Origin of the sequence: Microcoleus sp. Z1_A1, from assembly GCF_036700305.1 — a bacterium.
Lineage (GTDB): Bacteria > Cyanobacteriota > Cyanobacteriia > Cyanobacteriales > Microcoleaceae > Microcoleus.
In genome coordinates this window covers 26042-39735 of the sequence record NZ_JAUBOR010000001.1, presented here as the reverse complement: position 1 = coordinate 39735, position 13694 = coordinate 26042, and the positions used below count along the sequence as shown (strand labels likewise).

The 13694-nt window shown below is 46.6% G+C and carries 17 protein-coding genes; 13 read left to right on the top strand and 4 right to left on the bottom strand.

Features of this window, described 5'->3' with window-relative positions; all coding sequences use genetic code 11:
• The first annotated feature begins 219 nt into the window (after window positions 1-219).
• From QT973_RS00225 to QT973_RS00170, 12 genes are all read left to right on the top strand, one after another.
• A complete protein-coding gene (locus QT973_RS00225) occupies window positions 220-1065 on the top strand; it encodes a hypothetical protein (RefSeq protein WP_333055740.1) in 846 nt (281 codons plus the stop codon).
• A gap of 3 nt (window positions 1066-1068) precedes the next feature.
• Complete coding sequence (zwf, locus tag QT973_RS00220; RefSeq protein ID WP_333055741.1) at window positions 1069-2598, top strand: glucose-6-phosphate dehydrogenase; 1530 nt, start codon at window positions 1069-1071, stop codon at window positions 2596-2598.
• A 162-nt stretch (window positions 2599-2760) separates the two neighbouring features.
• Complete coding sequence (opcA, locus tag QT973_RS00215) at window positions 2761-4125, top strand: glucose-6-phosphate dehydrogenase assembly protein OpcA (protein ID WP_333055742.1); 1365 nt, start codon at window positions 2761-2763, stop codon at window positions 4123-4125.
• Window positions 4126-4646: 521 nt separating this feature from the next.
• Window positions 4647-6188: a cobyrinate a,c-diamide synthase gene (locus tag QT973_RS00210; RefSeq protein ID WP_333390266.1), complete on the top strand. Its 1542-nt coding sequence runs from the start codon at window positions 4647-4649 to the stop codon at window positions 6186-6188.
• Window positions 6189-6287: 99 nt separating this feature from the next.
• The gene (locus tag QT973_RS00205; RefSeq protein WP_333055744.1) at window positions 6288-6779 is read left to right on the top strand and encodes an ureidoglycolate lyase; all 492 of its coding nucleotides are present in this window, start codon (window positions 6288-6290) and stop codon (window positions 6777-6779) included.
• A gap of 99 nt (window positions 6780-6878) precedes the next feature.
• On the top strand, window positions 6879-7799 hold the full coding sequence (locus tag QT973_RS00200) for an FkbM family methyltransferase (RefSeq protein WP_333055745.1): 921 nt from the start codon (window positions 6879-6881) through the stop codon (window positions 7797-7799).
• A complete protein-coding gene (locus tag QT973_RS00195; protein ID WP_333055746.1) occupies window positions 7784-8068 on the top strand; it encodes an amidohydrolase family protein in 285 nt (94 codons plus the stop codon). Before QT973_RS00200 ends, QT973_RS00195 begins: the two co-directional genes overlap by 16 nt.
• A 26-nt stretch (window positions 8069-8094) precedes the next feature.
• A complete protein-coding gene (locus QT973_RS00190; RefSeq protein WP_333055747.1) occupies window positions 8095-8403 on the top strand; it encodes a hypothetical protein in 309 nt (102 codons plus the stop codon).
• Window positions 8404-8414: 11 nt separating this feature from the next.
• Complete coding sequence (locus QT973_RS00185) at window positions 8415-8867, top strand: hypothetical protein (RefSeq protein ID WP_333055748.1); 453 nt, start codon at window positions 8415-8417, stop codon at window positions 8865-8867.
• A 150-nt stretch (window positions 8868-9017) separates the two neighbouring features.
• Entirely contained in the window at window positions 9018-9527 is a 510-nt protein-coding gene (locus tag QT973_RS00180) for a KGK domain-containing protein (protein ID WP_333055749.1), read from the top strand.
• Window positions 9524-9763 carry a DUF4089 domain-containing protein gene (locus QT973_RS00175; RefSeq protein ID WP_445242990.1) on the top strand — a complete coding sequence of 80 codons (240 nt, stop codon included), beginning with the start codon at window positions 9524-9526 and terminating at the stop codon, window positions 9761-9763. The genes QT973_RS00180 and QT973_RS00175 overlap by 4 nt, the downstream gene beginning before the upstream one ends.
• 13 nt (window positions 9764-9776) lie before the next feature.
• Entirely contained in the window at window positions 9777-11237 is a 1461-nt protein-coding gene (locus QT973_RS00170) for an AtzE family amidohydrolase (RefSeq protein ID WP_333374710.1), read from the top strand.
• 11 nt (window positions 11238-11248) lie between these two features.
• Here QT973_RS00170 and rpsU read toward each other — a convergent pair whose 3' ends face one another.
• The 3 genes from rpsU to QT973_RS00155 form a co-directional block, all read right to left on the bottom strand.
• Window positions 11249-11443: a 30S ribosomal protein S21 gene (gene rpsU, locus QT973_RS00165; RefSeq protein ID WP_006632476.1), complete on the bottom strand. Its 195-nt coding sequence runs from the start codon at window positions 11441-11443 to the stop codon at window positions 11249-11251.
• A gap of 172 nt (window positions 11444-11615) precedes the next feature.
• Window positions 11616-12750 (bottom strand): peptide chain release factor 2 gene (prfB, locus tag QT973_RS00160; protein ID WP_333055751.1). Its coding sequence is split into 2 segments (ribosomal slippage): window positions 11616-12677 and window positions 12679-12750, totalling 1134 coding nucleotides; the frame shifts between segments, so codons are not numbered across the junction.
• Between the two features lie 66 nt (window positions 12751-12816).
• On the bottom strand, window positions 12817-12999 hold the full coding sequence (locus tag QT973_RS00155) for a hypothetical protein (protein ID WP_333055752.1): 183 nt from the start codon (window positions 12997-12999) through the stop codon (window positions 12817-12819).
• Window positions 13000-13050: 51 nt separating this feature from the next.
• Between QT973_RS00155 and QT973_RS00150 the strand changes: the two genes are divergently transcribed.
• Window positions 13051-13197: a hypothetical protein gene (locus QT973_RS00150; RefSeq protein WP_333055753.1), complete on the top strand. Its 147-nt coding sequence runs from the start codon at window positions 13051-13053 to the stop codon at window positions 13195-13197.
• 13 nt (window positions 13198-13210) lie between these two features.
• Here the strand turns inward: QT973_RS00150 and QT973_RS00145 are convergent, their stop codons facing one another.
• Window positions 13211-13429 (bottom strand): helix-turn-helix transcriptional regulator, encoded by a 219-nt coding sequence (locus QT973_RS00145; protein WP_333055754.1) that lies wholly within the window; start codon window positions 13427-13429, stop codon window positions 13211-13213.
• Between the last annotated feature and the right edge of the window lie 265 nt (window positions 13430-13694).

Here is a 13694-nt window from a genome sequence, read left to right as displayed (position 1 = left end):
GGGAAAATTTGAGACCAATTGGTCTCAAAAATCCGACAGAGGAAAATCAAATCCCGATTACTTTGGCTCTTGGCGCTAAGTTTTGAATCTCGAACCGGGAAAATTTGAGACCAATTGGTCTCAAAAATCCGACAGAGGAAAATCAACTGCCTTCTCTAGCAGAAATCTCGCCAGAAGATCCAACTCGAATTTTCCATCTCCGACCGCTGAGGAATTGCCATGCAAACTATCAATACCCTAGTAGAAACCGAATATGGCACTGCCCAACTTGATGTAGCTGAACGGACAAGGCTTCAAGAACTAGAATCCATTGTCGAACATGGACTTCAGATATTTTACGAAGTTGGCAAAGCCCTTGATGAGATTCGGGAAGAGAAACTGTACCGTGAAACTCACAAGACTTTTGAGGCTTATTGCCTTGACAACTGGGGCATCGGAAGACGGACAGCAGATCGATTTATTTCAGCAGCGCAGGTTGTCGAAAATTTGAGACCAATTGGTCTCAAAATTCCGACAAAGGAAAATCAAGTCCGTCCTCTAACAGGATTACCCCCAGAGCTACAACTCGAAATTTGGCAAGAAGCTCTGGAGTTATCGCCTAATAGTATGCCCACTGGTGCAGCAGTTCAGCGCCTGGTAGAGCGGCGATTTCCTTCAAACGGAAACGGGCGAACGCCTAAAGATAGTGCTTCGGAAGTCGAGAAGTTGCGATCGGACAATCAGCGGCTCAGAGAGCAAATCCGACAGCAAAACAGAGAAAGGGATAGGCGTGCTGCTGCTGTGGCTTTAGAGTTAGAGCAGTTGCGCTCAGAGAATAGGCAGCTAAAAGCTGAACTGCTACAGCGGGATAAGGATTGGGAAGTTCGACTGGCTTTTGAGAGGAACAAAATTCGCGAGGAGGTTAGGGGAGAACTCAGAGAGGAACTTAAGGCTGAACTCAGGGAAGAAATCAGAGCCGAAATAAAATCTGAGTATCAGGCTCAAATTAAAGAATTGACGGCTAAATATGAAGCCATAATTCAGGATTTATCAGTAAGGTTGACAGCTATGGAAGGAGCAAAATAAGAAATGGTCGCAATACTTGAAAACCCACTGCGCGTCGGTTTGCGAAAAGAACGAGTGCCGGAACCACAAATTCTGGTAATCTTCGGAGCTTCTGGGGATCTGACCCAGCGCAAACTGGTACCTGCAATTTATCAGATGAAGCGCGATCGACGCTTGCCACCGGAAACTACCGTGGTGGGAGTAGCCCGCCGCCCTTGGAGTCACGATTACTTCCGCGAGCAAATGCGCGAAGGCATAGAAGAATTTGGCGGCGGGATTGGCAATGAAGAATTTTGGCAAGAATTCGCTAAAGGTTTGTACTACTGTCCGGGCGACATAGACAACCCCGAAAGCTATCAAAAACTAAAAGCTTTCTTAGCGGAAATCGACGAAGAAAGGAGAACTCGCGGCAATCACATATTTTATCTCTCAGTTTCCCCGAACTTTTTCCCAGAAGCAATTAGGCAACTGGGCGCGGCTCAAATGCTGGTCGATCCAGTAAAACACCGCTTGGTAATTGAAAAACCCTTCGGCCGCGACTTGAGTTCGGCAAAAGCTCTCAACCGAGTCGTGCAGAAGGTTTGCCAAGAACAGCAAGTTTACCGGATAGACCACTATTTGGGTAAAGAAACTGTTCAAAATTTAATGGTGTTCCGGTTTGCTAACGCGATTTTTGAACCGCTGTGGAATCGGCAATTTGTCGATCACGTACAAATTACAGTTGCAGAAACAGTAGGCGTAGAAGACCGGGCCGGTTACTACGAATCCTCTGGGGCGTTGCGGGATATGCTGCAAAACCACTTGATGCAGATTTTCTGTCTGACGGCGATGGAACCGCCGAACTCGCTCGACGCTGACAGCATCCGCACCGAAAAGATGAAAGTTCTGCAAGCAACTCGCTTGGCAGATTTGAATAACTTGGAGTTCTCAGCGATTCGGGGTCAATATTCCGCAGGTTGGATGAAGGGCAAACAGGTGCCAGGATATCACGATGAACCGGGGGTGGCTCCCAATTCGACAACGCCGACTTTTGTGGCGATGAAGTTTATGATTGACAACTGGCGCTGGCAGGGAGTGCCTTTCTACCTGCGAACCGGCAAACGGTTGCCGAAAAAAGTTAGCGAAATTGCGATTCAGTTCCGGGAAGTTCCGCTGCTAATTTTTCAGTCCGCAGCCCAACAAACTACTCCTAACGTTTTGACCATGCGGGTGCATCCGAATGAGGGGATTTCGCTGAGGTTTGAGGCGAAAATGCCGGGGCCGGATTTGCGGACGCGGACGGTGGATATGGATTTCAGTTACGGTTCTTCGTTTGGGGTGACATCTTCGGATGCTTACGATCGCCTGTTAATTGATTGTATGCTGGGCGACCAAACTTTGTTTACCCGTTCTGATGAAGTGGAAGAAGCTTGGCGGGTGGTAACGCCGGCCTTGATGGCTTGGGAATCGTCCAACGACCAAGATTTGGTTCCTAAATACGAAGCCGGTACTTGGGAACCTGCGGAAGCAGAACTGCTAATTAACAGAGATGGCCGCAAGTGGCGAAGACTTTAAGAGCCATTAGTCAGCAGTCATTAGTCCTTAGTTATAGGTCAGCATTAGTATTAGTTATTAGCTAAGAACGGCTAACTAAGAACGGCTAACTAAGGACTAAGGACTAAGGACTAAGGACTAAGGACTAAGGACTAATAACTAATAAGAAAGGAGAAAAGATTTATGACGATGACACCGATGAAAGCTCCGCCTCTGGTTTCGCTACAAAGTCCTAAAGATGTGTCGATCGACCAAATAGAGGCCGAATTGAGTCAAATTTGGGAAAGTTACAGAGAATCGGGGTCGAAGGGCGATTTTCCGATCGCTAGTAGGGCAACAACTTTTACTTTTGTAGTCTACGAACCGGAAGAAACTCAGCGGTTATTGGCGGATCTGGGGTTTTACGACGGGCCGGTGGACGGTATTACCGGGCCGATGACGGCATCTAGCATCAGGGCGGCTCAAAAAGCTTATGGGCTGCCGAGAACAGGCAAAGCTAACGATGAATTGCTGGCGACTTTGCGGGAAGAAGTGGCTCGCAAAAATTCCACAGGCGAGGAGATGGGATCGAGTGGCTTGGGTTCCGGGGGTTCGGGGGTGGCTGACGCGATTGTGGCTGCCAATCCCTGCCGGATTATTGCTCTGTGCCCGACAGCGGGGGAAGATACGGGCGTGCAGGCTCAAGTGGCTGCTTATTGTCCGGTTCACAAGCGCACCAGTGGCAATCTGATCTGCTGCGAGTACATTACGCTGCGGGGTACGGAAGCTGCGCTGGAACGGGTGAGCGGCATTGTGACGGCGTTGACTATCGCTGATTTGCCGACGCTGCTGTGGTGGAAGGCGAATCCTGATGCCGATCGAGGTTTGTTCCAGCGGCTGGCGGCAGTTAGCAGTTCTGTGATTGTTGACTCTAGCAGCTTTGCTGAGTGTGAAGCTGAATTGCTGTTGATGCAAAGTCTGATCGAGGAGGGAATTCCGATCGCGGATCTGAATTGGCGCCGGTTGGCCGCATGGCAGGAGTTGGCTGCTGAGGCTTTTGACGCCCCGGAACGTCGCGCTGCGATTCGGGAAATCGATCGGGTGACGATCGATTACGAACAGGACAATTCTACTCAAGCGCTGATGTATTTGGGTTGGCTGGCGAGCCGGCTTCAGTGGCGTCCGGTTGCTTTCAAACAGGAAGAGGGCGATTACCACATCAAGCGAATTAAATTCGCGGGGCCGGACGAACGGGTTATCGAAGCCGAGTTGGCTGCTATTCCTACTGCTGATTCGGGCGATGTCGCGGGCGATTTGATTGCTCTGCGTTTGAATTCTACAAACGAAAAGGCTGACTGCGGTACGGTTCTGTGTTCGGAAGCGGGCGGCTGTATGCGGATGGAAACAAAGGGTGGCGCTCAAACCGATCGGTTTAACCAGGTGAGTCCTCTGTTCGATCAGGTGACGGAACAGTTGCTGGGTCAGCACCTCCAGAGTTGGGGCCGAGATGTGCTTTACGAAGAAAGTTTGGCAGTGACGGCTCAAATGCTGAAGTTAGCTAAGCGGTAAAAAGAAGTTCGGCAACGGATTGTGTAGCGGATGTAACGGATGTAACGGATGGATGGAATCAGGAGAAAGGAGAAAGGAATAAGCAAGACGGATTGAGTTAATATTCAGTGGGGCAGGCAATGTCTGCCCTACTTTTTTAGGAGTTATGAATTTTAAGTTAGGAGTTTTGAATTAATCCTGTTATTTAACTCAAAACTCTAAATTACTTCCCAAAAGCCACTAAATTACCTCTCTTCTTCTCATTCTTCCTGGGAGCATCTCATATTTGTAAAAATACTTCTTCTGGCTCCTTCCTTCTTCTGGCTCCTTCCTTCTTCCTCTTTCCTTCTTCCTCTTTCCTTCTTCCCCTTTCCTCCTGCCTCCTGCCTCCTGCCTCCTGCCTCAAAACTCCAATTTCTAGCGGAGGGCTGCAAAGGTGAGATGCTCCCTTCTTCCTTCGCGCCCTAGCGCTTACGCGCGGCTTCGCCTAACGCGTCTTCGCGGTTCGTTAAATATGTATTTTTTGTGAATAACCTAGAACTATGGCTTTAGTAATTGCTGGCGAACGCAGCGGTGCGGGAAAGACTACTGTAACGATCGCCCTTTTAGCTTATTTAATCCGTCGCGGCTTGAATGTTCAATCTTTTAAGGTGGGTCCCGATTACATTGACCCGATGTTTCATGCTTTTGTCACCGGTCGCCCCTGTCGCAATTTAGACCCGGTATTAACGTCTGAATCTTATGTAAAAAAGTGTTTTTCTCGTCATATTCAAGATGTCGATTATGCCTTAGTTGAAGGGGTGATGGGACTCTTTGATGGAGTGAGTCGAAGGAATCAGGAATCAGGAAGGCACGACACGGATTTTGACACGGATACACGGATTAATTATCGAAAAGAAGCAGGCAATTATGATTTTTCCTTTGCTTCTACGGCTCATGTTGCTTATTTGCTGAATTTGCCGGTATTGTTTGTGATAGATTGCAGCAGGCTCTCTGGTTCTGTGGCTGCGATCGCCCACGGTTTCCGTTCTTTTAACCCTGAACTTAAATTCGCTGGTTTGGTGCTGAATCGGGTGGCGAGCGATCGACATTTGGAACTGCTTCAAGATGCTCTAAAACCGCTCAATTTACCTATTTTGGGGGTTTTGCGTAGGGATGAGGCTGTTAGTATTCCCGATCGACATTTGGGTTTGATTCCTGCTGAGGAGTTGCCGAATCTTCATGCTGCGATCGATAAACTGGCTGATTTGGCTGCTGTTAGTTTTGACTGGGAGCAACTTTTGCCTTTGTTGGCTGCAACTCGAAATGAGGGGTCTGAGCAACTTTTGGGTAGGCACGGTCTCCCTTCGGGAATTATAACTCAAAAAGATGATGTTGTCAACTGTTTGGGAAAACAATTTGGAGTGAGGATTGCAGTTGCGCGCGATCGGGCTTTTAATTTTTACTATCAGGACAATCTTGATTTGTTGGAAGAGTTGGGTGCCCAGTTGGTATTTTGGAGTCCCCTTGATGACTCGGTGTTTCCTGACAATGTGCAAGGGTTATATTTTGGTGGCGGTTTTCCCGAAGTGTTTGCTCAAAAATTGAGCGGTAATGTTTTAATTCGGGATGCGGTAAGAAGGGCGATTTTTTCGGGAATGCCGACTTATGCGGAGTGCGGCGGTTTGATGTATTTGTGCGATTCTATTGTAGACTTCGATGGCATTTCTTGGCCAGGGGTGGGTGTGTTGGAAACTGCTGCTGCGATGGGTAAGCGTTTGACGCTGGGATACCGAGAAGCTGTGGCGGTGAGGGATAGTTCGGTGTTAACTGCTTTTGATGAGGTTTGGGGACATGAGTTTCATCGATCGCATTTAACTGTGGAACCGAGTAATCCAGTTTATCACAGTTGGAGGTATGGGAAGCGGGGGGAGGTTGAGGCGGTTGCTGAAGGTTGGGGAGTTTGTCAGGTGCACGCTTCTTATTTGCATTTGCATTGGGGTGCTCGGCCTGATATTCCGGTTCGTTTTTTGCAGCAGTGTGCTGATTTTTATTGTAAGGGTGTTTTGGGCGATCGAGAAAGCGAACTGGATTTTTTTATTTAATTAACCGCAGAGGGCACAGAGGGCACAGAGAAGAGAAGAGAGAGGAGTTACTGTATTAAAATGTTTTTGATGGAAAGCAGGGAGGGGGTGTTGGGATTTATGAGCGAATCAATTTCGACTAAGCAGTTGTTTGCCCAATGGGTGACACGGGAGAATTTTCGGAGTTACGGTCAAGTTATCTTTACGGCTATTGATGGCAAGTCTTTCGATGCTGAGGATGCTCAGTTAAATTTGCAAAATGGTGTTCCTAGATTTTACATTATGCGGCTCCATAAGGAAGGTCGCAAGTTTCGCAAAATTACGCGGCACGTTCAATGTACTCAGTGTTTGGGTTCTTTGGATGGGAAGGATTGGTTGATGGCGGTTGCGCCTCCTGGGGATAGCTATAAACCGAGTTTAGAGGATATGGCTGCTTTTCGGATTCCGGGCAATTGTTTTATTAAGTTAGATGTGGGGACTTGGCACGCTGGGCCTTATTTTGATGCGGATTTTGTTGATTTTTACAATCTGGAATTGAGCAATACTAATGTGGTTGACCATTTTACTTTTGATTTTGTGAAAAATCACAATCTGGAGTTTGAGATTGTCTGAATTTAAGAAAAATTTATCGTAGAATTTTGATAGTATATCAACGAAGCTGATTATACCTGCTTAACCGTGTTTAATAGTTTTGGGAGAGGTCTAATAATTATGAATTATCCACTCTATTCTCTTTTGATTTTACCATATACGCGCCGGGAACTCCCTGGATGGGGAAAATTGATGACACTCACAGGGGTGTACCGGGATGATTTGTGGAAAAATGCTCCTATACGGGAGATTCGAGGCAAGTTCCACGGTTATCGGATGGCGATGGATCTTTCCAAGTGGAACGATCGCATGAGCTATTTTTTAGGCCGTTATTATGACTTGCCCACGCAACTTTTCATCCAAAATGCTGTACAGCCTGGGGACAGTTTTATTGATGCGGGGGCAAATACGGGCATGATTACTCTTTTGGCTGCTTATCATACAGGAACAACGGGATGCGTACACTCTTTTGAACCAAATCCTCTGGCGTTTCAAACATTAAAAGCTGCGGTAACAGACAATGAATTGCAGAAAGTTTCTCTGCACCAGTGTGGGCTTTCTAACGAGCGAAATGAACTGACACTGACAGTGCCTACAGATGTTACTGGTTTGGGTACTTTCGCTCAACTCCCAGAAAAAGATCGAAGTCTGATTTCTAATCAGTATCAAGTACCTGTGTATCGCGGAGATGAAATGCTCCCAGATAATCTTCCTGGTGCTACTTTTATTAAAATTGATGTGGAGGGGTTTGAGGTGAATGTGATTAAAGGTTTCTCCCAAACGCTGCAAAAGCTTCGCCCTGCGGTGTTGACAGAAGTTGTAGGAAGTCATCTGGAACGGGCTGGTTCAAGTGTAGCAGAACTTTGCTCTGTGATGGGTGACTTTGGCTATGAAGCTTTTAACTTGGAGGCGAAACGGGAAGGTTTGGGCCATCGGTTACAATTGTCTAAAGCGCAAGGAGGAAAGATGACTGATGATGTGGTTTGGCTGTATTCTGAGAGTCCTTTATTTTCTCGCCTGCAACAGTGGATGACACACTGATATTGCAGAGGATAAGAATTGCAAGTGCAGGGAAATCTAGGCTGATTTCCCTTTGTTTTAATATGGTCACTGTCAACGGTGCTAAAACTCTCAATCTGGGAGATGATAATTATGGGATAGATGCGGGAAAACCTGCAAATTTGATTGTGTTGGATGCTGAGGATTGTTATGATGCAATTAGGAGGCGCGCTGCGGTTCGGTATGTGATTTCGCGGGGTAAGTTGCTGGCGGAAACTGCACCTGCTAAAATTAGTTTTTATGGTATTTGACAAACAATATTTGAAGCTGTTAAACTATGAATCAAGGTGCTATTCCCGATGAGAGTCCGAGAAATTTGCAGGAGCAACTGCTACTGCAAGATGCTAAGGCTGGTAATTGCATAGTAATTCATTGCGGTACAGATAGATTGTTGGGCGATGCACGGAGACTTATTGCTGTTTATGGCGGGAATGCTGAAGACTGGGATAAAATGACAAGTATTGAGGCTTTTGAAATTAATGGAGCTTCCGTACAAGTCCATTGGTTTCGGAACAGTCAGACTCTTCAAGATGTGGAGTTTAAGTTCAAGCGACAGTATCCCAAAACAGCCCCTAAAAATCTGTAGGTAATCAAGTTATGAAAATTCGTTGTATTGCTAATACCGGTGAATCTCTCCCTGAAGAATATATAGATCCGCCACGCGGTTACACTAGAAAGGTTGAGTTACCGCTAACTATAGGCAAGGAATATGTTGTTTATGCTATCCGAGAATGGAAAGGGACTATTTGGTACTACATCTGCAATGATAATTATAGCTATTATCCCATCCATAATCCGGCGCCGATGTTTGAAGTGGTTGACAGCAGAATTTCTAAGTATTGGCGGTTTGAACTGTCGCCCAATGGATTGTTAATGATAGCGTTTGAACAGTGGTTTACTGACCCTTATTTTTATGATAAGCTGACGGATCAGGAAGAGGCGGAGGTTGAGATTTTTGAGAAGGTTAAGGAATTGATGGATGCTGAGGATTTTACTTTGCCTCCGCTGGATGTTGCCGTTGAGAGGTTGCGGGAAACTGTCAGTGTTTGAGTTAAAGACAAACATCGAAGCGGAGTGAGTTCATAAAATCTGCTAAGCAAGCAGACATAAAAAAGGTAAAGATAGTTGTATTCCTAGGGTAGACACTCTCACGAGAACATTTGTAACTCCTGCTTCTACACGCATGATATTTAAAGATACATGACAGCCTCAAATTTTATGAGTGATAAATTTCAACCACTAGACCGCGATGATGATGTATTGTTGTTCGACAACAATAATACATTTACAGTAGGAAAACTGAAGAATTTAATTAGTAAAGAATTTCAGGAAAAATTTTTAATAAGTTATCAAAAAAAACCAAGTTATCGGGGTGATTCTTATGAAGAACGTACTGATATTAAATCCAAATTAAGCACTATCTCGTTTGATTCGGGAAATTTTAGATGCAGTGAGATTCAATGGAAATGTATAAAATCAGTAAATTGTAAAATTCTCAAAGTGGGTTCTGGAGGATGGCAGGAAGGAAAATTGAGAATGCAGGCAAAAGTCGTAAATTCATATTCAGAAAATGATGATTATAAAAAGTATAATAAAGCTGTTCTTGATATATGTATAGAATTCAGTCCCGATCTACCAAATGAACCTATATCACCTTTAGATGACATCAGACAATCCGAGGAATACAAAAAACTGAGCGATAATAAATGACAGCCCGATCGCCCTTACAATACAATAATCGATCGCACTCCAAGGCTAGCAAGAAAAAAATGACAAATATAGAAGAATATGTCGATCGCACCGCCGAACTGATAAACTTACCCTTAGACCCGGAACACCGCCCCGGTGTTGTGGTAAACTTAGAGACGATAGCTGCGATCGCCCGACTCGTTACTGAATTCCCTTTACCCCCAGAAGTAGAAGTCGCGCCGGTATTTGAACCCTGATTTTTAACCGCAGATGAACGCAGAGGAACGTAAATTTTTAGCACAAGCGGATGCAGTCGCCACAGCATCATCGGTTAAAAGTGGCAAAATTACAGCGACAGCGGTTGTGACTGCGGCATTAGAACGAATTGCCGATCGAGATAACGTCCTCAATTGCTTTACTGCAATCACTGCATCAAGCGCACTCGCAGCAGCCGAAAATATAGATAATTCGATCGCAAATAACCAAAACCCAGGCCCTTTAGCAGGCGTTCCCTTCGCAGTCAAAAACCTGTTCGATATCGGCGGAATTACTACTCTAGCTGGGTCAAAAATCAACGCTGACAATCCGACCGCTACCCAGGATGCGGCGGTGGTCGCCCGACTAAAACAAGCCGGGGCTGTGCTCGTAGGTACTCTCAACATGGATGAGTACGCCTACGGTTTCGTCACGGAAAACAGCCACTACGGCCCGACTCGCAATCCCCGCGATACTACCCGCATCGCTGGCGGTTCCAGCGGCGGTTCCGCAGCAGCAGTCGCCGCCGGTTTTGTACCCATCACCCTCGGTTCTGATACTAACGGTTCCATCCGCGTACCGGCTGCTTTGTGCGGTGTCTTTGGGTTTAAGCCTACTTACGGCCGTTTGTCCAGGGCTGGCGCTTATTTATTTTCGGGTAGTTTGGATTGTGTGGGGCCGTTTGGGCGATCGATCAGAGACATGGCGCTGCTGTACGATATCCTGCAAGGCCCTGATTCTCGTGACCCAGTTTGCACTCAACGCCCGCCAGAACTTTGTTCGCCGCAGTTAAATCAAGGCATCGAAGGATTGCGAATTGCTGTTGCTGACGGGTATTTCGCCACAGGGGCCGAACCGGAAGCAATGGATGCTGTAGAAATAGTTGCTAAAGCATTGACAAATGTCTTGGATTGTGGTAATGACACACAAAAAACAACAAACCCCCCAAAAATAGGGGGGCTTGCGACTGTCAGCATACCGGAATCCGATCGCGCCAGGGCTGCTGCATTTATCATTACCGCCTGCGAGGGCGGAAACTTGCATTTAGACAATTTACGATCGCGCCCTCAAGACTTCGATCCTGCCACGCGCGATCGATTTTTAGCGGGAACCCTGATCCCTGCGACTTGGTACTTGCAAGCGCAGAGATTCAGACAGTGGTACCGCGATCGAATTCGCGAAATATTCCAACAAACAGACATCATCCTCGCACCCGCCACCCCGATAGCAGCCCCTGAAATTGGCGTCGAGAAAATGGTAATAGCCAGACAAGAAACAAGAGTGCGTCCCAATCTCGGACTGTTCACCCAACCCCTATCATTTATTGGCTTGCCCGTTCTTTGCGTGCCCGTACAGCGGCCCGGCGCTTTGCCCTTGGGGGTACAAATTATTGGTGCTCCCTACAGCGAAGCGGTGATTCTCCGAGTCGCTGCGGTACTAGAATCGCAAGGCATTATATCTGCCGAATCAATTTAGTGCTAATAATTCTAGGGTTTGTTGTTGCGGTGGAAGCGTCTCTTAGTCCTTCTGGCAATAGCTTTGCGCTTCTGCTTTTCCAACGGGGTTTCAAAGTGGCGGTGCTTTCTCATGTCGGGGAAAATGCCCGCTTTAGAAACTTGTCGCTTAAACCGTCGTAGGGCTGACTCAATCCCTTCATTTTCGCCTATTACAACTTGGGTCATTATTTCTCCTTTTGTTCGGTAGATCAAGTTTTATCATATCAAGCTTTTTGGCCGCGCGACCTGTTGAAGGTCGGGCGATCGACCAAAACCCCAAAATTATACCAAATCCGCTGCCATCACGGCTCTTGATTCTTTAGTCTCCACAGGCAGACTTTGTATGTCAAGGCGCCAATTATATTCCCGCGGTTGAATCAGTTTGGGCTACCAACTGATTTTCCTGCCGCAGGTAAGCTTGAATAAACGGCTCTAATTCGCCGTTCATTACATCTGCGATGGCGGTTGTTTCCACTCCAGTACGCAAATCCTTGACCATTTGGTATGGGTGAAAAACATAATTGCGAATTTGGTTGCCCCAAGCTGCCTCTACCATATCGCCGCGAATCTCGGCAATTTCCGAAGCCCGCTGTTCCTTAGCAACCACCAACAGCCTAGCCTTGAGTAATGCCAAAGCTTTTTCCTTGTTTTGCAACTGACTGCGTTCCTCTGTACAGCGGACAGCCAAACCGGTAGGAATGTGAACGATGCGGACTGCGGTTTCTACTTTGTTAACGTTTTGCCCGCCCTTGCCGCCCGCGCGGGAAGTCGTGATTTCCAAATCTTTTTCTGGAATGTCCAACTTGACGGATCGATCGAGAATTGGCATCACTTCAACGCCTGCAAAACTGGTTTGACGCTTGTCGTTAGCATTAAAAGGCGAAATTCTGACCAAACGGTGAGTGCCTTTTTCCGATCGCATATAACCGTAAGCGTAACGGCCGACAATTTCCAAAGAAGCCGATTTAACACCTGCTTCCTCTCCCTCGGAAATTTCCATTAAATGTACTTTGTAACCTTGACTTTCCCCCCAGCGGGTGTACATCCGCAGCAACATTTCGGCCCAATCTTGAGCATCTGTGCCGCCGGCCCCGGCGTTAATTGTCAAAACGGCGCCGCCTTCATCGTAGGGCCCGGATAGTAATTGTTGCAGTTCCCACTGGTCGAGTTCGCGGGTTAACCGAGAAAGACTTGATGAGGCTTCTTGGAACAGGGACTCGTCGGCTTCTAACTCCAGCAGTTCTAAAATAGCTTTAGCATCTTCCAAGCTTGTTTGCCAGCCGCGATATTGGTCTAAATGAGATTTGAAGTCATTAAGTTCTTGGAGGGTTTCTTGAGCTCTATCTTGGTCGTCCCAAAATGCTGGTTGGGCGCAGATTTGCTCTAAGTCTTGAATTTTGGCTGTGAGTGCGGGGATGTCAAAGATAGTCCTGGGTTGTACCCAGTCGATCGGACAATGTTTCGATATTGTGTTTGATGTCTAGAACTTCCACTGTGAGTTCTCCTAGTTGTGGGGTGTATTTTTGAGTTTAGCTGAAATTTTGCTCTAAATGTGCAAATCAATTTTTCAGCAGCACACCAGCTTTGATAAATGAGTCAAGTTTGTCGCCCGTGCACTTCGGGGACTGCTGTTGTTTGGATTCCTGTACGGACATCCAAAACTTTGCCGGCAGTTCGCACTGTCGCTGGGAAATTGATATTCCCGAATTTGTTGGTTCTGGACTGTTTTTAGGATTTCGCACTGAATGTCTGCAAGCTGTTGAACTCCTGGTCTTTGCATAATAGCAAACAGTTTGGTTCTCCTGACGCGCTGCTGCAAGCGAGTTACTTTAATGATAGGCGATCGAGTTTGGTTGCGGGCGATCGACAATTGCTCAAATCATTACATCAAAACTTCGACGATCGCATCAAAAGTCGATCGCTACCACATTATAATTTAAGCAAAACCTTCTACTATTTTTCTAGGATTACCACGAAATCCTCAATCATCACATCAAAAGTTTGAGCCAGCTTGTGAACTGCTGCAAAGTCAACCATTGCCATACCCTGAGAACGGGCATAATTGCTAATCGTACTGTAGCCCACGCCCGATCGCTCCGCAACCTCTTTGAGCGTCCATCCCTTCTGGGCCGCCAACTCTCGAACCCGCAACCTTACTAAGCCTTTGCTCATATTCACTATTTACAAAATTTTGGATTTAGTATAATATATCAAAAAGCGATCGCCCCCGGTCATTCGATTTTAGATTTTAGATTTTAGATTTTAGATTGACTCTAAAGATGAATCTGGTAGCTGGAACGTTGGTCGAAAATTTTGCGCCTCTCATGGCAGAAGTCGGGGCTTGTCTCCGTTTTGCGGCGGAGTCAACGAAACTAAAGACGATCGCCAGTTAAAATTAATCCCGACAGATAATTTCTGTCGATCGCACTTAGCAGAG